This is a genomic window from Bradyrhizobium sp. 41S5 (genome assembly GCF_011516665.3).
Classification (GTDB): domain Bacteria; phylum Pseudomonadota; class Alphaproteobacteria; order Rhizobiales; family Xanthobacteraceae; genus Bradyrhizobium; species Bradyrhizobium quebecense.
The window spans coordinates 1,960,467-1,980,132 of the sequence record NZ_CP083721.1 but is presented as its reverse complement, the minus strand read 5'-3'; the positions used below and the strand labels follow the sequence as shown (position 1 = coordinate 1,980,132).

General features: G+C 62.6%; 21 protein-coding genes. 9 read left to right on the top strand and 12 right to left on the bottom strand.

Annotated features, from left to right (window positions below):
- Positions 1-210: 210 nt before the first annotated feature.
- The 5 genes from HAP47_RS09360 to HAP47_RS41535 all read right to left on the bottom strand — a co-directional run bounded on the left by HAP47_RS09360 (position 211) and on the right by HAP47_RS41535 (position 3,359).
- The gene (locus HAP47_RS09360) at positions 211-915 is read right to left on the bottom strand and encodes a hypothetical protein (protein ID WP_371821752.1); all 705 of its coding nucleotides are present in this window, start codon (positions 913-915) and stop codon (positions 211-213) included.
- A gap of 86 nt (positions 916-1,001) precedes the next feature.
- Positions 1,002-1,202, bottom strand: a complete 201-nt coding sequence (locus HAP47_RS09355; RefSeq protein ID WP_173638501.1) for a hypothetical protein — start codon at positions 1,200-1,202, stop codon at positions 1,002-1,004.
- 199 nt (positions 1,203-1,401) lie between these two features.
- Complete coding sequence (locus HAP47_RS09350; protein ID WP_173638502.1) at positions 1,402-1,986, bottom strand: protein-S-isoprenylcysteine O-methyltransferase; 585 nt, start codon at positions 1,984-1,986, stop codon at positions 1,402-1,404.
- Between the two features lie 198 nt (positions 1,987-2,184).
- Complete coding sequence (locus HAP47_RS09345) at positions 2,185-2,727, bottom strand: SGNH/GDSL hydrolase family protein (RefSeq protein ID WP_231168820.1); 543 nt, start codon at positions 2,725-2,727, stop codon at positions 2,185-2,187.
- 86 nt (positions 2,728-2,813) lie between these two features.
- Positions 2,814-3,359, bottom strand: coding sequence for a thioesterase domain-containing protein (locus tag HAP47_RS41535; protein WP_371821806.1), 546 nt, complete (start codon positions 3,357-3,359; stop codon positions 2,814-2,816).
- 606 nt (positions 3,360-3,965) lie between these two features.
- Between HAP47_RS41535 and HAP47_RS09335 the strand changes: the two genes are divergently transcribed.
- On the top strand, positions 3,966-5,171 hold the full coding sequence (locus tag HAP47_RS09335; RefSeq protein ID WP_173638504.1) for an alpha/beta hydrolase: 1,206 nt from the start codon (positions 3,966-3,968) through the stop codon (positions 5,169-5,171).
- Positions 5,172-5,283: 112 nt separating this feature from the next.
- Here HAP47_RS09335 and HAP47_RS09330 read toward each other — a convergent pair whose 3' ends face one another.
- Positions 5,284-5,763 (bottom strand): Lrp/AsnC family transcriptional regulator, encoded by a 480-nt coding sequence (locus tag HAP47_RS09330; RefSeq protein ID WP_092124130.1) that lies wholly within the window; start codon positions 5,761-5,763, stop codon positions 5,284-5,286.
- Between the two features lie 284 nt (positions 5,764-6,047).
- Between HAP47_RS09330 and trxB the strand changes: the two genes are divergently transcribed.
- Both trxB and HAP47_RS09320 read left to right on the top strand, forming a co-directional pair.
- On the top strand, positions 6,048-7,013 hold the full coding sequence (gene trxB, locus HAP47_RS09325) for a thioredoxin-disulfide reductase (protein WP_173638505.1): 966 nt from the start codon (positions 6,048-6,050) through the stop codon (positions 7,011-7,013).
- A gap of 2 nt (positions 7,014-7,015) precedes the next feature.
- The gene (locus tag HAP47_RS09320; RefSeq protein WP_029081982.1) at positions 7,016-7,936 is read left to right on the top strand and encodes a LysR family transcriptional regulator; all 921 of its coding nucleotides are present in this window, start codon (positions 7,016-7,018) and stop codon (positions 7,934-7,936) included.
- 233 nt (positions 7,937-8,169) lie between these two features.
- Here HAP47_RS09320 and HAP47_RS09315 read toward each other — a convergent pair whose 3' ends face one another.
- Complete coding sequence (locus HAP47_RS09315; protein WP_173638506.1) at positions 8,170-8,337, bottom strand: hypothetical protein; 168 nt, start codon at positions 8,335-8,337, stop codon at positions 8,170-8,172.
- 211 nt (positions 8,338-8,548) lie between these two features.
- On the opposite strand from HAP47_RS09315, the gene dapA reads away from it, so the two are divergent.
- The gene (gene dapA / locus HAP47_RS09310; protein WP_173638507.1) at positions 8,549-9,463 is read left to right on the top strand and encodes a 4-hydroxy-tetrahydrodipicolinate synthase; all 915 of its coding nucleotides are present in this window, start codon (positions 8,549-8,551) and stop codon (positions 9,461-9,463) included.
- 282 nt (positions 9,464-9,745) lie between these two features.
- Here dapA and HAP47_RS09305 read toward each other — a convergent pair whose 3' ends face one another.
- Positions 9,746-12,145, bottom strand: a complete 2,400-nt coding sequence (locus HAP47_RS09305) for a heavy metal translocating P-type ATPase (protein ID WP_173638508.1) — start codon at positions 12,143-12,145, stop codon at positions 9,746-9,748.
- A 65-nt stretch (positions 12,146-12,210) separates the two neighbouring features.
- Here HAP47_RS09305 and HAP47_RS09300 point away from each other — a divergent pair, with 65 nt between their 5' ends.
- Positions 12,211-12,486: a metal-sensitive transcriptional regulator gene (locus tag HAP47_RS09300; protein ID WP_092124125.1), complete on the top strand. Its 276-nt coding sequence runs from the start codon at positions 12,211-12,213 to the stop codon at positions 12,484-12,486.
- Between the two features lie 258 nt (positions 12,487-12,744).
- On the opposite strand, the gene ychF is transcribed toward HAP47_RS09300, so the two are convergent.
- From ychF to HAP47_RS09280, 4 genes are all read right to left on the bottom strand, one after another.
- A complete protein-coding gene (gene ychF / locus HAP47_RS09295; protein WP_173638509.1) occupies positions 12,745-13,842 on the bottom strand; it encodes a redox-regulated ATPase YchF in 1,098 nt (365 codons plus the stop codon).
- Between the two features lie 132 nt (positions 13,843-13,974).
- Positions 13,975-14,580 carry an aminoacyl-tRNA hydrolase gene (gene pth, locus HAP47_RS09290; protein WP_173638510.1) on the bottom strand — a complete coding sequence of 202 codons (606 nt, stop codon included), beginning with the start codon at positions 14,578-14,580 and terminating at the stop codon, positions 13,975-13,977.
- Between the two features lie 55 nt (positions 14,581-14,635).
- Positions 14,636-15,355: a 50S ribosomal protein L25/general stress protein Ctc gene (locus HAP47_RS09285; protein WP_173638511.1), complete on the bottom strand. Its 720-nt coding sequence runs from the start codon at positions 15,353-15,355 to the stop codon at positions 14,636-14,638.
- Positions 15,356-15,696: 341 nt separating this feature from the next.
- Positions 15,697-15,960, bottom strand: coding sequence for an accessory factor UbiK family protein (locus HAP47_RS09280; RefSeq protein ID WP_173640580.1), 264 nt, complete (start codon positions 15,958-15,960; stop codon positions 15,697-15,699).
- Between the two features lie 177 nt (positions 15,961-16,137).
- Here HAP47_RS09280 and HAP47_RS09275 point away from each other — a divergent pair, with 177 nt between their 5' ends.
- The 4 genes from HAP47_RS09275 (at position 16,138) to pgeF (ending at position 19,637) form a co-directional block, all read left to right on the top strand.
- Positions 16,138-16,872, top strand: coding sequence for a dienelactone hydrolase family protein (locus HAP47_RS09275; protein ID WP_173638512.1), 735 nt, complete (start codon positions 16,138-16,140; stop codon positions 16,870-16,872).
- Between the two features lie 15 nt (positions 16,873-16,887).
- Entirely contained in the window at positions 16,888-17,730 is an 843-nt protein-coding gene (lgt, locus tag HAP47_RS09270; protein WP_173638513.1) for a prolipoprotein diacylglyceryl transferase, read from the top strand.
- 84 nt (positions 17,731-17,814) lie between these two features.
- The gene (locus HAP47_RS09265; RefSeq protein ID WP_173640581.1) at positions 17,815-18,873 is read left to right on the top strand and encodes a class I SAM-dependent methyltransferase; all 1,059 of its coding nucleotides are present in this window, start codon (positions 17,815-17,817) and stop codon (positions 18,871-18,873) included.
- Positions 18,870-19,637 (top strand): peptidoglycan editing factor PgeF, encoded by a 768-nt coding sequence (pgeF, locus tag HAP47_RS09260; protein WP_173638514.1) that lies wholly within the window; start codon positions 18,870-18,872, stop codon positions 19,635-19,637. Before HAP47_RS09265 ends, pgeF begins: the two co-directional genes overlap by 4 nt.
- Positions 19,638-19,666 lie beyond the last annotated feature (29 nt).

The following is a 19,666-nucleotide window of genomic DNA, read 5'->3' as shown; positions in this document are numbered from 1 at the left end:
AGTTGCTGCTCGCAGTTTCTGGCCGCTTTGCGAGAAAAGTCCAACATGAGCGGCAGTTTAAACAAAGTTTTGGCGGGCTCGAATTTGCATTCCGCACCGGTTCGCATTGGGTGCCAATGCAACCATCTGCCTCATTCATCTGAGCAAGCTCAGCAGCGTTCCCGATAGCAGCTTTGCCCAATTGCAGCCGCAGGGTCCTTGGCGAGAAAATCAACGATCCGAAGCGAGTTGCGCCGTTTGGCGCCCGCCGTTCAAGTCTCTCAACTGGTTTACGTATTCCTCAGGCTTCAGCAAATGGAATGGAGCCTTCAAACCCATGAAGTTGGCAATACGACCAATAAAAGCCGTGCAATTGGTCGTTTCCGCGTTCCAGACAGGCGAACTCGCTTGAAGCTCCTTGATATACGCAAAGACTTTCTTCGCGTCGGCCTCGCTCAAATACACGCGATAGCTGGCCGTCAAATACTGCTCGTCAAGGTCGCCGTAGCTGGCTCCCGTCTCGGAGGGTACCCACGTAAGATGACCCAACACGTACGGCAGGACATCGCCTGCCGGATGCAGCCCCGCAACTTCGACCTGCTTCTGGCTGGACTTGCCGTACCAGACAAACGCGTGCCCATAAGAAGCTGCCGTGCGGGCACGAAAGTCCACGTAATACGGCCCCTTTGCCGTGGACCTTCGAACCGGTTTCACGTCTGCTCCAGAAGCGGAAGCGCTCGGTCCAGCAACGGCCGCTGCGACAACCGACCTTGACGACGGTTTACGCGGCTTATCCTGTTGCAGCGGGGCTTGATCGGCCTGCGCAGCCAATTGCTGCGCACGACCGATGCCGGCTCCCAAAGTCATGGAAGCCACGACAACACCAATTCCGGCAAGCAGCCTCAGGCCGCTCCGCTTCCGATTCGCTTCTGGCACCTTCAAACCCTCACTAGGGCAAGACATCAACCCCGACCAGCGCCTTCAGCGAAAACTGAAGGGACGCTGCCTGGGCGATCCTTGAGCTAACCCTTCGTTACGATCGGAGCAGGAGCTTTTCCGACCGGGTACTTGCCGACCGGGTACTTGCCGACCGGGTACTTGCCGATTGGCATCTTGCCAACCGGAGCCGTTTCAGCGACCGGCTGTGGATGAGGCAGGTCGGCGGCACTGGCAGCAGCCACAAAACCGAAAGTCGCAACTCCAACAACCAGAATCTTCAACATGGTGATCTCCGAGATGGATAGCGTGAGTAGGAGCACCTTACCCTCTATCGGCTACGGCGCAATTAACGCTGTGTCGAGGCTCGTGCTTGTGCAGTCATTTCTTTGCCGGATGTGACAAAAACGACACGGGAAGAACGACACGGGAAGATTGTGCTGATCGGGATGCGGGGGCCAGTAAGACCGACCTCGTCCACCCGGCTCAGAACAGCCTCGGCATAATGCGTCCGGTCCGTGCCATATACTCGCGATACTCGTCGCCGAATGTTCCCAGCATCATCTGCTCTTCTCTGGCAACCCGGCCGAAAAACAACGTCCCAAACCCGACAAGTCCAGCGAAACCGGCCACCAAATTCGGCAAGAGTAATGCCTGGGCGAGCGCCCAGAGCCAGAATGCCGAATACATGGGGTGCCGAATTTTTCGATAGATCCCATCTGTGATCAGGTGGTGATTTTCCCTCACGTCGAGACTTATTGACCAATTTCGACCAAGAGCTCGATGGGTCAGCCGGAACATGACCAGCGCCGCAACCGCCACGAAAACGCCCAGCCAGGCTTGAGCCGGCCGGAAGACGTACGATGCGAAATGAGGTGCGGCCGTTGCGATGTAGACGAACGGCACAATGCCGAGACCGGTGAGCGATATCAGCAGCAGGGTGTTTTCGCGAGGGCCTCGGGCGCTCCGCAAGACCTTTTCACGGCGAGCACGACGTGCGTATCTGTAGCGGACGAGATACCAACCGACCGCCATCATGATAAACACGAACTTGGCAATGTCAGGCGTCATCGTGGGCCAAGGGCTCGTTTCGCTGGCGCGTCATCTCTTCCGACCATCGTAAGGCCGGCGTTCTTAGCGGGCGTCCGAGATTTGACCGAAACAATTCCACCGACCAACATGAAACAATCATACAGGGCTTGCACGTCGTTTCCACTGATAAATTGGCCGTGCGACCGCTCGAATCCAAGGCCGAGGCGTCGCTGGGCTCTATCTCGCCTGCGGCGAGGCCGCGATGGCTCTCCGGTCTATCATCGCCAATACTCGTGGGAGTAACTGCGACGCTATAAAAGCATGGCCGTCAGCCGTGAGGTGAATGAAGTCAAAAGCGTAATACTGCGGAGGAATCTCTTCGTCGTACACGATCACTTTGATGGCGCGATCACGCAACCGCCGCTCCATCGCGGCGACGTTGGCCGCCCGCTGCTCCTTCGTAACCAGGAAACGCCTGTCGTTGCCTCCAGGCTGCAAGATTACGATGTCGGTTCCCCTTGGCACATCGCTATCAATGCGCTTGAGCATGCCAGCCGTGGTATCGAAGGGAACACCGGCATTGACGACGTTCGCATTGACGCCCTTCCCTTTCAGCAGAACCTCTAACTTGGCCGGGTAGGCACCTTGCTTTCCAACGTACCAGCCTTGCGTATTGCTTGCGCCGACCGCCACGATATGAAGCGGTTTTGTGAAGGCGGCGCAAACGGTCGCCAGGATACACAAGGCCATAGCGACCGAGAATTTTCTGAACGGCGTCACCGACTGCCTCCGGCCTGAAGTGCTAAAGAGAACAATACGAACACCGGGCCCCGACAGAGACGTGACCTAAAGCCTTACATGCAGTGTCAAGCCCCAACTCGAGCTGCCTTCTGGGCGCCATGGGAGGAATTGGTTGAAGCTCCGGCCGCAGGCAAATCCGCGTTCGAAGGATTCTGGCGTTGTCGTTGGCGCGCGACAGGGAGCCCGATTGCCCTGATCTTTCGTATCACCAGGCTATGCAACGCCGCGCTTTTATCGATGTTGAAGTGGTCGACGTTTACATCGCGGACATAGAAGTTTGTAAGCTCGCCGCGGAAGGCGTGCCCGCGACTTATTCGAGCGCTTTCATGCTTGTACAGATTCAAAACCCTTGCGACATTAGCCGTCGCCGCATGAGGCGACGTTCCGTCGAATGGGACAACCAAAGCGACCGGCACGCCCATCTGGCCAAGATACTCTGCCATCGACATCACGGCATCCGCACCAAGAGAGTGCCCTATCAGTATAATGGGTCCACGCTGGCCCGCTCGATAGTTCGCGATAATTTCGTCGGCAACGCCTCTCCACTGGGCGTGATTGGCGACATCCGCGGCGATGCCAGCCGCGCGCAGCTGGACGGCAAGGTCGTCCATGCCCAAAGAGAAGACATTCAACAATCCGCGAAACAAGTAGGCGTGCGCCGCGGATGAATGCAGCCGAGCGGGCGAACCGGTCGATCTCAGTGCAACGGTTATTGCGGAGCGAGCCTGCGCAGCGTTGTTCAAATGCAAGCTGCTTGCAAAAAGAACCGTGAAGACGGCGCATACCCGCGCCGCGCTGTAACATAACCTTTTCATTTCAATATCCCTCGCCCACCTCAAGTCCAGTCGCATTAAACCAGACCTACGAATCGTGACAATCAAGAGCGAGCTCGAAATGCGTGTTGAGGCGCGCAATTGGTTTACTGTCGCGGATTTGCCACATGGAAAAGCGATCGAGCCACGACCGTTCATGACCTTCCGGCGGTCAATTGGCTTCCACTATGGGAAAGTCCTCTGTACTTTTTGATCGAGGCCAACTCAAAGAGTGTCGCCTCGCGGAGGGAGTGGTAATTTAATAAGGCCGAAAGCCGCACCATCCATGTCGGCTTCACCAAGGCTTCGGAATCAACGTCGCAAGAGTTCCGGGGTAACTTATCTATGCGGTCCAGTTTTCGGGAACCAGTGGCAACCAATGTCCATAACGATTCGAGTTGCTAGATGATTCGACGACGGCACGTCTTCCACATTGGCGGTTACGATCCAATCACCCCAGAACAGCAGGTCGAACGCTTGCGCCGCTCGCTGTCGAGCTTCGAAAAGGTTTGGGGCGCCTCTTCACGGCTGGCGGAAATCTCGAACACATCTGCAATCAATGCTTCATGCGACCTGGAAGCATGGGGACCAAACTGGAAAACCGACACCACCTTCGAGATGCTGCGCTGGGACGATCTCATCCGGCGCGATTCGGAAGTTAGGCTGGTGCCTCGCCTCGTTCAATCCCTGAAAGCGCTATTCAACTTCATCCTTACCGGAACACTATTCAGATATGCGGTCGCAAGCTGGAAATATGCTCTCTTCTTTGTCTTTCCATATTGCTGTTTGCTGTTGATTGCATGCTGCGGCGTCGGGCTGTCATATCTGCTTGTCAGGCTCATACCCGCTACATTCTGGGTTGAACAATTGCTGCTTGGTATTTTTCTATCGCTTGCCATCTTCATCAGCTCGATGCTCTGGATTGGACCCAAGCGTCGGATAAACCACATCCTTGATGATGCCATTTTCTCCTACCAGTTTCTTTACGGGCAAAAAGGCGAGCTTGATAAGCGCCTCGGCGATTTTGCGGCCTTGATACTGAGAACAGCTCGGGCCGCAGATGTTGATGAAATTCTGATTGTTGGCCACTCCCTTGGCGCCGCGCTCTCGATAGCGGCTGTCGCGCGCGCGCTGAAGCTGGATCCTCTGCTTGCAACGCACGGACCGAAGCTATGCATTCTCACAGTGGGCGCCACGATTCCCAAATTCTCATTGCATCCGATGGGCGGCCAGATACGGGAAGCGGCACAACTTGTGGCCGGAACGTCTGCCATCGACTGGGTCGAGTACCAGGCACGAGATGACGCAATCAGCTTCTATCGCTTCGATCCCGTCACGCTGAAACGCACCAGTCGAGACTATTCAGGAGAGCACCCGAAGATTCGGCGCGTCCAAATACATTCAATGATCGATCCGGTCCGCTTCAGACGTCATCGATTCAACTTCATGCAAATTCACTATCAGTTTCTAATGGGAAACGATCAGCGCTCGGTTTACGACTATTGCATGATTACTTGCGGCCCGCTCGCGTTCAACGTCGCGACTTCACCGTCCGGGGCTGTTGGACTATTCGAGGCAAACGGTTCGGTGATGACAGCCCGAGGTTGCTGAGAAGATCCTTCGCCATGCTCAAACATGGCGCGTTGGCACCAGACGTCAGACGCATAGTTGCGCACCCCGGTTCGATGCCGGCGCATCGCCCGAAATGACGCACCGCCGCGCGCTATCCGGCAGCCTTGAGATCCAGCGGCACCGCGGCCTCATATTTCGAATTGTGCAGCACCAGCGACGTCCTGACGTTGCGCACATGCGGCGCGGCCGTCAGGTGGGTGACGAAATCCTGGAAGGTCGCCATGTCGGGCGCGACGCATTTGAGGATGAAATCGACTTCGCCCGACAGCATCCAGCATTCCCGCACCAACGGCTCGGCGCGCACGAAATTCTCGAAGGCGCGGAGATCGGCGTCGGCCTGGCTCGACAGATGCACCGAGGCGAACACCGTGACGTCGTATCCGAGGCGGCGCGGATCGAGCAGGCCGCGGTAGCCCTGGATGTAGCCCTCCTCTTCCAGCGCCCGGACCCTGCGCAGGCAGGGCGGTGGCGAGATCCCGACGCGTTTGGCGAGTTCCACATTGGTGATTCGGCCATCGGCCTGGATCTCGGCGAGGATTTTGAGGTCGATCTCGTCAAGGTTCTTCGACACGCGACTTGGGTTCCCTCAGAGTTTGGAAGGCTTGGCAGGTCTGCCTGCAACTCTCATAGCGCAGGCGGACTGCATTGCGCAATTTTATTGCGCGTGCAGCGCACGATTTCGCGAATGTGACTTCAGTTCCGGGGAAAAATCGCTGCCATGGATTGCAAATCTTGCATAGCTTCCCAGATATCCTAGACTTGGATTTGACACTTTTGGCGCCGCCGTGACGCGTTTCCGGGGCGCTTCCCGCACAAGTCCTTGATCAAAATCCCCAAAAACAGAGGGATCTCACAATGCCCGCGCCTACCCATGCCAAGGTCGTCATCATCGGGTCCGGCCCCGCCGGTTACACCGCAGCGATCTACGCGGCGCGCGCGATGCTCGAACCGATCCTGATCCAGGGCATTCAGCCGGGCGGGCAGCTCACCATCACCACCGACGTCGAGAACTATCCAGGCTTCGCCGATGTGATCCAGGGCCCCTGGCTGATGGAGCAGATGGAGAAGCAGGCGGCCCATGTCGGCACCAAGATCGTCACCGATCTCGTCAACAAGCTGGAGCTCGGCCAACGCCCGTTCCGTCTGACCTGCGATTCCGGCGACGTCTATCTCGCCGAGACGGTCATCCTCGCCACCGGTGCCCAGGCGCGCTGGCTCGGGCTGCCCTCGGAAGAGAAATTCCAGGGCGGGGGCGTGTCGGCCTGCGCGACCTGCGACGGCTTCTTCTACCGCGGCAAGGAAGTCGTGGTGGTCGGCGGCGGCAACACTGCGGTCGAGGAAGCGCTGTACCTGACGAATCATGCCTCGCAGGTCACCATCGTGCATCGCCGCGATCACTTCCGCGCCGAGCGCATCCTGCAGGAGCGGCTATTCAAGCATCCCAAGATCAAGGTCGTGTGGGACTCAGCGGTCGACGAGATCTGCGGATCGGAGAACCCGAACAAGGTCACCCATGTGCGGCTGAAGAACGTCAAGACCGGCGCGCTGACCGACCTCAAGACCGACGGCGTCTTCGTCGCGATCGGCCATGCGCCGGCGACGGAGCTCGTCAAAGGCCAGATCAAGCTGAAAACGTCGGGCTATGTCGAGGTGGCGCCGAACTCCACGGCGACCTCGGTGCCCGGCCTGTTCGCCGCCGGCGACGTGGCGGATGAAACCTTTCGGCAGGCGGTCACCGCCGCCGGCCTCGGCTGCATGGCAGCGCTCGAGGCCGAACGCTTCATTGCTCTTCGCGCGAGCGATCGCGCAGCGGCGGAATAATCATGGCAAGATCTCGCGACGGATTTACGGATATGGATTGGGACAAGCTGAAGGTCTTTCACGCTGCGGCGGAAGCGGGCAGCTTCACGCATGCCGGCGAGCAGCTCGGCCTGTCGCAATCGGCGGTCTCCCGCCAGGTCAGCGCACTGGAGCAGGAGCTCTCGGTGTCGCTGTTTCACCGCCATGCCCGCGGCCTGATCCTCACCGAGCAGGGCGACCTGCTGTTCCGCACCGCGCATGACGTGTTCATGCAGCTGCAGGCGGCGCGCGCAAAGCTCACCGACAGCCGCGAGCGGCCGAGCGGCGATCTCAAGATCACGACGCCGCCGGCGCTCGGCATCAACTGGCTGATCCCGCGGCTCGACGAGTTCGTCGCGCTCTATCCGGACATCCGGATCTCGCTGATCGTCACCGACGAGGACCTCGACCTGTCGATGCGCGAGGCCGACGTCGCGATCCGCACCCGCAAGCCGACCCAGCCGGACCTGATCCAGCGCAAGCTGTTCTCGATCGGCTTCCATGCCTATTGCTCGCCAGAATACATCAAGCGCTTCGGCACGCCGCGGACGCTTGATGATCTCGACTCGCACCGCATCATCATGCTCGGCGACTCGCAAGTGCCGCCGCATCTGCAGAACCGCAGCTGGCTGATCGATGCCGGCCGCAACGGCTCCGGTCCGCGCGAACCCTACTTCAAGGTCAACAACATCCTTGGCCTGGTGCGCGCCTGCCAGCAGGGCCTCGGCATCGCCGCGTTGCCGGACTATCTGGTCGAACAGAACAACCTCGTGCAGCTGTTCGGCGAGTCCGACTCGATCGCACTCGACACCTACTTCGTCTATCCGGAAGAGCTGAAAACGGTGGCCCGGGTGCAGGTGTTCCGCGACTTCGTGGTGAGCAAGGCGCAGCGCTGGCCGTCCTGATTAAGCTGCTCTTATAGGGCTGGTTTATAGGCTTTCCGCGCTGCCCCAAGCGGCCCCCTGAATCTCCGCATGACTGACATGCGACCTGGATAGTTGCTGCAGGGCGTCGATGGGGATCATAGTGCGTATACGCTGAGCGGTCGCGTCGCGCATATGTCCCCCTCCTCCAGTGGCGCGGAAGTTCAGTAATCCCTCTTGGAAGGTGATTGTGTCGGCCTCACGTGGCCAATACCTTAAGCCGGGCTCACTCGAGCCCGGCTTTTTTTCATCTCCATGTCTTTCATCTCCATGTCTTTCATCTCCATGTCTTTCATCTCCATGTCTTTCACCTCCATGTCTTTCACCTCCATGTCTTTCGCCTTGATGTCATGCTCGAACGTGCCGCACGCCCCGGTCAGCATGTGGATTGACAACAACCTCGCAGTGCAGCATCATCATCTAATGATCACGACTTCGTGCGCCGTTCTGTCGTCGAAAAAAGCTCCCCTCCCGGGGACACGAGATCGCGCGCGATAAGATCACCTTCGCATTCAACCGATCCCGAAACCCCGCCGCCTGGACGGGGTTTTTTGTTGGTCCCGTCTCCGGCTTTGCCCCCTTAGGAGATGGAACATGACTGAGCTACACCAGCAATTGCAGGGCCTCTGGCTGCCCCTGATCACGCCGTTCCGCGACGGCGAACTCGACGTCACCTCGCTGCGCCGCCTCGTGCAGCATTATGCCGGCGGCCCCGTCGACGGTTTCATCCTCGGTGCAACCTCCGGTGAAGGCATGGCGCTCAGCACCGATGAGCAGGAGGGACTGGTCAGCGTCGTGCTCGACGAGCTCAGTGCCAACTCCCGCCATTTGCCGGTCTGCCTCGGACTCTCCGGCGCCTCCACGGCCAGAATGAAGGATGCGCTGGATGATACGGCCGACTGGCCGATCAACGGCTACCTGATTGCGAGCCCGTATTATATCAGACCCTCGCAACGCGGGCTGGTGCAGCACTTCAACGCGCTGGCCGATCACGCGTCGTGGCCGGTCGTGCTCTACAACATTCCCTATCGCACGGCGGTGAACCTGACCAATGAGACGCTGTTGGCGCTCGCGGAACATCCCAACATCGCCGGCATGAAGGATTGCTGCGCCGACCGTGCGCAGTCGATCGACTTCCTCAACCGCCGGCCCGCCGGCTTCCGCGTGCTGACCGGCGAGGACGCGCAGACATTCGATGCGCTTGCGGACGGCGCCGACGGCGCGATCCTGCTCTCCGCGCATCTGGAAACCAACACCTTCGCTTCGATCCGCACGCTGCTGAAGCAAGGCAAGCGCGACGCGGCACTGGCCGCCTGGCAGAGCGTCGTCGGCCTGACCCGGCTGCTGTTCACGGAACCGAGCCCCGCGCCGGCCAAGCACTGGCTGTGGCGGCAAGGGCTGATCGACAGCCCCGAGGTGCGGCTGCCGATGGTCGAGGTGAGCGAGGATCTCGCAACCTGGCTCGATGCCGAGATGGAGCGGCGCGCACAACTTCTGCTGCCGGCGTGAAGGCCGCGGCCACGCTCTGCTCCCTCGCCCCGCTCTTGCGGGGTCGAGACAAGCGAAGCTTGCTCTTAAAGCATGATCCGGAAAAGTGCGAAGCGGTTTTCCGAAAAGATCATGCTCAAACAAAGAGCTAAAGCGCGATGACGATTCAACCTGATCTCATCGCGCTTTAGAGGGCTGGGGCGAGGGGCTGCTTCCGCACAAACGGTGAGAGGTGGACTCGTGAAGATCCCTCACCCGGCGCTACGCGCCGACCTCTCCCCGCAAACGCGGGGCGAGGTAAGGTCAGCTCAAATCCAGCTTCACCCTCGACAGCCGCAGCGCGTTGCCGATCACGCTGACCGAGGACAGCGCCATCGCGGCAGCGCCGACCATCGGCGACAGCAGGATGCCGAACAGCGGGTACAGCACGCCGGCCGCGATCGGCACGCCGGCGGCGTTGTAGACGAAGGCGAACGCCAGGTTCTGGCGGATGTTGCGCATGGTTGCGACCGACAGGCGCCGCGCCCGGACGAGGCCCATCAGGTCGCCGGTAAGCAGCGTGATGCCGGCGCTCTCGATCGCGACATCGGTGCCGCCGCCCATCGCGATCCCGACATCGGCTGCGGCGAGCGCCGGCGCGTCGTTGACGCCGTCACCCGCCATCACGACGGTGCGGCCCTCGCCGCGCAGCCGCTGCACGACCTCGCTCTTGCGCTCCGGCAGCACGCCGGCCTCGACCTCGTCGATGCCAAGCGTCTTCGCCACCGCGCGCGCGGTGGTCTCATTGTCGCCGGTCAGCATCACGATACGCAAGCCCTCGGCGCGCAGCGCCTGCAGCGCACTGGCCGCCGACGGCTTGACCGGATCGGCGATCGCGATCACGCCCGCGGCGCGGCCATCGACCGCGACAAAGATCGCCGTCGCGCCATCGCGGCGCGCGGCCTCGGCGGCCTGATCCAGCGTTGACGTCGCGATCTTCTGTTCGGCCATCAGCATCGCGTTACCGAGCGCAACCTGCCTGCCCTCGACCGCTCCGGTCGCGCCCTTGCCGGAAGGCGAGGCAAAATTGCTAACGGCCGCCGATGCCAGCTTGCGCTCCCTCGCGGACGCGATGATCGCCTGCGCCAGCGGATGCTCGCTGCCCTGCTCGACACTGGCGGCAAGGCGCAGCAGATCGCTTTCGTCGAACCCTTCGGCCGCGATGATGCGCACGAGCTTCGGCTTGCCCTCGGTGAGCGTGCCGGTCTTGTCGATGACCAGCGTGTCGATCGCTTCCATCCGCTCCAGCGCCTGCGCGTCGCGGATCAGGATGCCGGAATGCGCGCCGCGGCCGACGCCGACCATGATCGACATCGGCGTTGCCAGCCCCAGTGCGCAGGGACAGGCAATGATCAGCACCGTCACCGCGGCGACCAGCGCAAAGGTCAGGCGCGGCTCCGGACCGAACACCGTCCAGGCGATGAAGGCGAGCGCGGCAGCCGCGATCACTGCCGGCACGAACCAGCCGGCGACGCGGTCGGCGAGCCGCTGGATCGGCGCGCGCGAGCGCTGCGCCTTCGCCACCATGTCGACGATCCGCGCCAGCACGGTGTCCCGACCGACCTTGTCGGCACGCATCACGAGGCCACCGCTCCGGTTGACGGTGCCGCCGATCACCCTCTCGCCCTCCGCCTTCGCGACCGGCATCGACTCGCCCGTGACCATGGATTCATCGATGACGGCGCTGCCCTCGATGACGACGCCGTCGACCGGCACCTTCTCGCCAGGGCGCACACGCAGGCGGTCGCCGACCTTGATCGCGTCGATGTCGATGTCCTCGTCGCCGTGATCGGTGATACGCCGCGCGGTCTTGGGTGCGAGACCGAGCAACGCGCGGATCGCGCCCGAGGTCTGCGCGCGGGCGCGCAATTCCAGCACCTGGCCGAGCAGCACCAGCACCGTGATCACGGCCGCCGCCTCGAAATACACCGCGACCGCACCATGCATGTCGCGGAAGGCCGGCGGGAACAGCTGCGGCGCCAGCGTCGCGACCACGCTGTAGAGATAGGCGACGCCGACGCCCATGGCGATCAGCGTGAACATGTTGAGATTGCGCGTGACCACCGACTGCCAGCCGCGCACGAAGAACGGCGCGCCGGCCCACAGCACGACCGGCGTCGCCAGCACGAACGAGATCCAGTTCGACCAGTGCTGGGGCACCAGATGCATCAGCCCGAGGTGGCTGCCCATCTCGAGCACGAACACAGGCAGCGTCAGCGCCAGCGCGATCCAGAACCGCCTGACCATGTCGATCAATTCGGGATCGGGTCCGTCGTCGAGCGAGATCTGCTCCGGCTCGAGCGCCATGCCGCAGATCGGGCAACTGCCGGGACCGACCTGGCGCACCTCGGGATGCATCGGGCAGGTGTAGATCGTGCCGGCCGGCATCGGCGGCTCGGGCGCGTGCGGCTTGAGGTACTTGTCCGGCTCGGCCTCGAAGCGCTCGCGGCAGCGGCCGCTGCAGAACAGATATTCCTCGCCCTGGTAGCTGAAGCGGTGCTTGGCGGTCGCCGGGTTGACCTTCATGCCGCAGACCGGATCGATCGCGAACGCTGCTTCCGCCGGCACGGCGTCGTGATCATGCTTGCCGCCGCAGCAGGAATGCGCGGCTGCGCCATGATGGTGATGATCCGCGTGCAAATGGTCGTGCTCAGCGTGTGCCACGAGACTCTTCCCGGCCGCTATCCCGGCCTCTTGATTTATATACCCTAGGGGGGTATATGAGACTTATGAGAGACGAGGTCAAGACATCCTGTTTAAAACGGCTCAAACGGATCGAGGGTCAGATCCGCGGGTTGGCCGCCATGGTCGAGGAAGACCGCTATTGCATCGACGTGGTGACGCAGATCGCGGCCGCGCGTGCGGCGCTGCGCCGCGTCGAGGAAGAGGTCCTGCGCGATCATGTCGCCCATTGCGTCGAGCATGCGATCTCGTCCGGCGACAAGGCCGACCAGCGTCGCAAGATCGCCGAGCTGATGGATGTGATCGGCCGCGCGGACCGGTGAGACGCGACTTGCGCTACGGGCGCTTGACCTCGCCGCTTCCAACGGAGTCGGGAGCGGAGCCCCACATTCGGTGTCGCCCCGGCGAAAGCCGGGACCCGACCACAGGGAGTAGTTGCTCGTGCGAGCTGGAGCCCCAGCGTGCTTCATAACCACGGCCGGTGGTTATGGGTCCCGGGTCGCGCTTCGCTTGCCCGGGACGACGTGGGGAGAAAGCGGACTCAGTAGGCCGTCGCTGTTACACTCGGCTAGCAAGGTCAATCAGGTGTTGAACCTGAAGTGCATGACGTCGCCGTCGGCGACGACGTAGTCCTTGCCTTCGAGCCGCAGCTTGCCGGCGTCGCGTGCGCCGGCTTCGCCGTTGCCGGCGATGTAGTCCTCATACGCGATCGTCTCGGCGCGGATGAAGCCCTTCTCGAAATCGGTATGGATCACGCCGGCGGCGGCAGGCGCCTTGGTGCCGCGGTCGATCGTCCAGGCGCGCGCTTCCTTCGGGCCGACCGTGAAATAGGTGATGAGGTCGAGCAGCCGGTAGCCGGCGCGGATCAGCCGATCGAGCCCGGCCTCTTCAAGGCCCAGCGTTTCCAGGAACTCGGCGCGCTCGGCGCGCGACAGCGTCGCGATCTCGGATTCGATCTTGGCCGAGATCACCACCGCGACCGCGCCTTCCTTCTCGGCTTGCTCGAACACCGCCTTGGAGAAATTGTTGCCGTCCTTGGCCGAGCCTTCCTCGACGTTGCAGACGTAGAGCACGGGCTTCGAGGTCAGGAGCCCGAGCATGCGGAATGCGCGCTCCTCCTCAGGCTTGCGCTCGAGCGCACGCGCCGGCTTGCCGTCGCGCAGCAGTACCAGCGCGCGGTTGACGAGCTCGAGCTGCTCCTTGGCCTCCTTGTCGTTGCCCTTGGCCTTTTTCGACAAATTGTCGACGCGCTTCTCGAGGCTGTCGAGGTCGGACAGCATCAGCTCGGTCTCGATGGTCTCGATGTCGGCGAGCGGCGCGATCTTGCCTTCGACGTGGGTGATGTCGGAGTCCTCGAAGCAGCGCACCACATGGGCGATCGCGTCGACCTCGCGGATGTTGGCGAGAAACTGGTTGCCGAGGCCTTCGCCCTGCGACGCGCCGCGCACCAGGCCTGCGATATCGACGAAGGTCAGCCGGGTCGGGATGATCTGGGCGGATTTCGCGACCGCTGCGAGCTTCTCCAGCCGCGGATCGGGCACCGCCACCTCACCGACATTCGGCTCGATGGTGCAGAACGGATAGTTCGCCGCCTGGGCGGCCGCCGTCTCGGTCAGTGCATTGAACAGCGTCGACTTGCCGACGTTAGGCAGCCCGACGATCCCGCATTTGAATCCCATGTTTGTCCCGATCTCTCGCGCGCTCACGCTGCACGGTTGAATTGACTTAGGTCGTCATACGCGGGCCCGACCCGCGTATCCATCCCACCTGGAAAAATGGATCGCCGGGTCGAGCCCGGCGACGACGAGGATCTACTTCGTGCCCTCGTCTTTCGTGTCGAGAAATCCCTTGGCCTGCATCGTCAGATGCACCTTGTTGGCGAACGAGGCGTCGTGCCCCGCAGCCAGCAGGCCGGCATTGTCGGCGACGGCCTGGCACAAGGCCTCCACCCACGCCCGGTCGCTCTTGGCGAAGTCCGACAGCACGTGGCTGTGCACGAGCTCCTTGACGCCGGGATGACCGATCCCGAGCCGCACCCGCCGATATTCGTTGCCGATATGCGCGGAGATCGAGCGCAGGCCGTTATGACCGGCGATCCCGCCGCCGATCTTGACCCGCACCTTGGCGGGCGGCAGTTCGAGCTCGTCCTGGAACACGGTGATGTCGGCGGGGGCGAGCTTGAAGAAGTTCGCCGCTTCCTGCACCGCGCGCCCGGACTCGTTCATGTAAGTGGTCGGCTTCAACAGCACGACCTTCTCACGATCGACCGCGCCTTCGGAGGTCTCGCCCTGAAAGCGACGGCGCCATGGTGCGAAACCATGACGCCGTGCAATCTCGTCGACCGCCAGAAAACCGATATTGTGCCGGTTGCTGGCGTATTTCGCGCCAGGATTACCGAGACCGACAAAAAGGCGCATGGCGCGGCATCCCACGTCGGCGCGCCATCAGACGATCGCGCGCCGACCTGATCGATTACTTCTTCTTGTCGCCACCGCCGGCCGGAGCCTTGGCACCCGCGGCCGGAGCCGCAGCACCCGCAGCCGGAGCCGCGGCCGGAGCTGCAGCACCCGCGGCCGGAGCAGCGCCACCAGCAGCCGCCGCAGCTGCGGCCTTCTGCTCTTCGGCGTAGCCGGACGGCGGCACGATGGTGACCAGCGTCGCGTCCTCGCGGGTCAGCGACTTCACGCCCTTGGGCAGCGTGACCTCGGAAAGATGCAGCGAGTAGCTGATCTCGAGGCTGCCGACGTCGACTTCGATGTATTGCGGAATGTTGTCGACCGCGCACTCGAGGTCGAGCGCGTGGGTGACGATGTTCACGGTGCCGCCGCGCTTGATGCCCGGGGCGGTTTCCGCGTTCACGACGTGCAGCGGCACGCTGACGCGGATGGTCGCGCCTTCGCCGAGCCGCATGAAGTCGACATGGAGCGGGAAGTCCTTCACCGGGTCGAGGTGGAAGTCGCGCGGAATCACGCGGTGCTTCTTGCCCTCGAGGTCGATGTCATAGATTGTGGTCAGGAACCGGCCCGCCAGAATACGCTGGCGCAGTTCACGATCGTCGACCGAGATGGTGACGGGGGGCTGGTTGTCTCCGTAGATCACTCCGGGAACTCTCCCGGCGCGACGCTCTGCCCGGGCGGCCCCCTTGCCGCTCTTCGGACGCGCGGTCGCCTTCAATTCCTTGACGGTCGCCATAGCGTTAAGTCCTTGTATTTAAAAAGTTAAAGGCCGCAGCGCGGCCCATGCTCAGGTCCACAGCAAGCCTCCAGGGGTGCGGGGGCCGCGGACGTGGCGGGCTTTTAGCCCCAAAGGGCCGAAATGACAAGGAAATGAAGGGATTTTTCTCACCCTCCCTTTCCCACCCTCCCCTGGAGGGGGCGGGTCGGACCGCATGCAGCGAAGCGGAATGCGGGCCGGGTGGGGTGATCTCTCAATACGAGCAGAACTCCGGTGGAGGGACCTTCACCCCACCCCGGCTCAAATTTCGCTGCGCTCAATTGTGAGCCGACCCTCCCCCTCCAGGGGAGGGTAAAGAATCAGGTCGCGCCGCCTACGCCGAGCTTGGCTTCCAACGCGGCGATCCTCGCCTTCAGCGCCTCGTTCTCCTCGCGCGCCAGGCGGGCCATGTCCTTGACCGCGTCGAATTCCTCGCGCTTGACCACATCGAGGTCGCGCAGGATCCGTTCGGCCTGGTTGCGCATGACCGTGTCGACCTCACGCTTGACGCCCTGGGCTGCGCCCGCGGCGTCGTTCATCAGACGGCCGATCTCATCGAAAAACCGGTTGCTGGTCTGGGTCATCTGGCAAAACTCTCCGCGTTCACTGAATCGCCAGAAGACAATGGCGATCCCCGCCATCCGGTTCAAGTCCGCCGCGAATGGCAGACCTTACGGGCACTTGCCTTGTCATGCTCCGGTTTCCTTGCAATCGTATGAACTCACAACAGAAATCGCACACATAACGCGAGCAGAAACGCCATGATCGAGCAGACCGTCGAGATCCCGACCAAGGACGGCAAGACCACCACCTTCATCACCCATCCCGAGCGCGGCGGCCCCTTCCCTGTCGTCATCTTCTATATGGACGCGCCTGGTATCCGCGAGGAGCTGCGCGACATGGCGCGCCGGCTCGGCACGTCAGGATACTATGTGATGCTGCCCAACATGTATTACCGCGCCGGCGTGATGGAGGTCGGCCCGATCAATCCCGATCCGGAATCGCCCGAGCGCAAGCGCATGTTCGAGCTGATGCACTCGCTCAACATTCCGCTGGTCATGGAAGACACCAAGGGCCTGCTCGCCTACGCCGGGACGCAGAAGGCCGCCAACACCGGGATCATCGGTACCGTCGGCTATTGCATGAGCGGCCGCTATGCGGTGAACGCGGCCACGCATTTCGGCGATCGCGTCAAGGCCGCCGCGTCGGTCTACGGCACGCATCTGGCGACCGATCAGCCCGACAGCCCGCATCTTGCCGCGCAAAAGACCAAGGCCGAACTCTATTTCGCCTGCGCCGAGACCGACATCTACGCGCCACAGGAAATCATCGAGCAGGTTAAGGCCGGCATGAAGGGATCGAACAACGAGGTCGAGATCTATCCCGGCACCCATCACGGCTTTGCGTTCCCCAAGCGTCCGGTCTATGACCGCGACGCCGCCGAACGCCATTGGGAGCGGCTGCTGGCGCTCTACCGCCGCAACCTCGTGAGCTGAGTCTCAAGACACACGATGCCGTTTCTGCTGATCGACTTTCCGGTATTCAACCCCGTCGCGCTCGCGCTCGGGCCGATCGTGATCCGCTGGTATGCACTGGCCTATATCGTCGGCATCGTGCTGGGCTGGATCTATGCGCGCTCGCTGATCAAGAAGGAGCGACTGTGGGACGGCCCGGCGCCGATCACGCTGCCGCAGCTCGACGATTTCATCCTCTGGGTCACCATCGGCATCATCGTCGGCGGCCGCACCGGCTACGTGCTGTTCTACAACCTGCCCTTCTTCATCGCGCACCCGTCCGAGATCCTGGAATTGTGGAAGGGCGGCATGTCGTTCCACGGCGGCTTCCTCGGCTGCGTCGCCGCGGTGATGCTGTTTGCCCGCCGCAACAACATCCCGATCCTGTCGCTTGGCGACATCACCACCGCGGTCGCTCCGATCGGGCTGTTCCTCGGGCGGCTCGCCAATTTCATCAACAGTGAACTATGGGGCCGTCACGCCGATCCAAGCCTGCCCTGGGCCATGATCTTCCCCAATGGCGGACCGCTGCCGCGCCATCCGAGCCAGCTCTATGAGGCCGGGCTTGAGGGCATCGTGCTTTTCACTGCGCTGGCGATCATGATCCGGATGGGGGCGCTCAAGCGGCCCGGCCTCATCCTCGGCAGCTTCATCACGATCTACGGCATTGCCCGCATCATCGGCGAGCATTTCAGGGAGCCCGATCCGCAGCTCGGATTCCTGTGGGGCGGATTAACCATGGGCATGCTGCTGTCGGTGCCAATGATCATCGTGGGCGCAATCATCATCAGGGCCGCCGTTCGCCGCAGGGCAAACGGGCCGACGCCGAGTTCAACGTAGAGCAAGTGCAATCCAAGGAAGGCCGTGAGCGAACCCTCCCCACTGCTGGATGAGATCAGGAAGCTGATCAAGCTGTCCGGGCCGATGCCGGTCTGGCGCTACATGGAATTGTGCCTGATGCATCCGCGCTACGGCTACTATCTGTCGCGCGATCCGCTCGGCCGCGACGGCGATTTCACCACGGCGCCCGAGGTCAGCCAGATGTTCGGCGAACTGCTCGGGCTGTGGAGCGCCTCGATCTGGCGCGCGATCGGCTCGCCGGACACGCTCCGCCTGATCGAGCTCGGGCCCGGCCGCGGCACCATGATGTCGGACGCGCTGCGTGCGCTGCGCGTGCTGCCGCCGCTCTACCAGTCGCTCAGCATCCACCTCGTCGAGGTCAATCCGGTGCTGCGCGAAAAGCAGCACGCCACGCTGACCGGCGTGCGCAACGTCACCTGGCACGACAGCATCGACGACGTGCCGGAGGGACCGGCGGTGATTCTCGCCAACGAATATTTCGACGTGCTGCCGATCCACCAGATGGTCCGTCGCGAAACCGGCTGGCACGAGCGCACGGTCGGGATGGATGCCAACGGCAACCTGTATTTCGCGCCCGCCGCCGAGCCGACACCGCACTTCGAGGTGCTGTTGCCGCCGCTGGTGCGCGCCGCCCCGCTCGGCGCGGTGTTCGAATGGCGGCCTGACAGCGAGATCATGAAGCTCGCGACGCGCCTGCGCGACCAGGACGGCGCCGCGCTGATCATCGACTACGGCCATCTGCGCAGCGACGCCGGCGACACCTTCCAGGCGATCGCGCGCCACAGCTTCGCCGACCCGCTGAAGAACCCGGGACAGGCCGACGTGACGGCGCATGTCGATTTCCAGGCCCTGGCGCGGGCCGCCGAGGATGTCGGCGCGCGCGTCCACGGGCCGGCGACGCAGGGCGACTTCCTCAAGCGCCTCGGCGTCGAGGCCCGTGCCGCCGGATTGATGGCGAAAGCCTCACCCGAGGTCTCCGCCGACATTGCCGGCGCGCTGAAGCGCCTGACCGATTCCGGACGCGGCGGGATGGGCTCGATGTTCAAGGTCATGGCCATCTCCGACCCGCGACTCACCTCGATCGCTGGCCTCAGCGATCAGCCTGACGAGACCGAACAATGACATTGGGATCACCGCTGCTGTCGGCCATTCCGGGCCTGCGCCATGCCTTCTTCTCGCGCGAGGGCGGCGTCTCAGAGGGTATCTATGCCGGCCTCAATGGCGGGCTCGGCTCGCGCGACGATCCGGCCAAGGTCGCCGAGAACCGGCGACGGATGGCCGAGCAGCTCGGCGTTCCGTCCAACCACCTGATCAGCGTGCATCAGGTGCACTCGCCCGACGTCGTGGCCGTCACCGGACCATGGAATAGCGCGGTGCGCCCGAAGGCGGACGCGCTGGTCACGCGCACCGAAGGCCTGGCGATCTCGGTCACGACGGCCGACTGCGGCCCGATCCTGTTCATTGATCCCCATGCGCGGGTGATCGGCGCGACGCATGCCGGCTGGAAGGGCGCGCTGACCGGCGTGCTGGAATCGACCATCGATGCGATGGAAAAGCTCGGCGCCGAGCGCGGCGGCATCGTCGCCGCCATCGGCCCGCTGATCCGCAAGGAGTCCTACGAGGTCGGAAACGAATTCATCGAACGCTTCATCGAAGCCGATGCCGAGAACGGCATGTTCTTCATGCCCGCCGAACGCGATGGCCACGCGATGTTCGATCTCGCCGGCTTCATCCGGATGCGGCTGGAAAATGCCGGCGTGCTGATGATCGACGACCTCGGCATCGACACCTATTCCGACGAGCGCTGCTTCAGCTACCGCCGCTCCGTGCACCGCAAGGAAGCCGATTACGGCCGGCACGTTCACGCGATCGCGCTGGAAGGCTGACGACGGGCGCCTCTAGCGTTTTTGTGCGA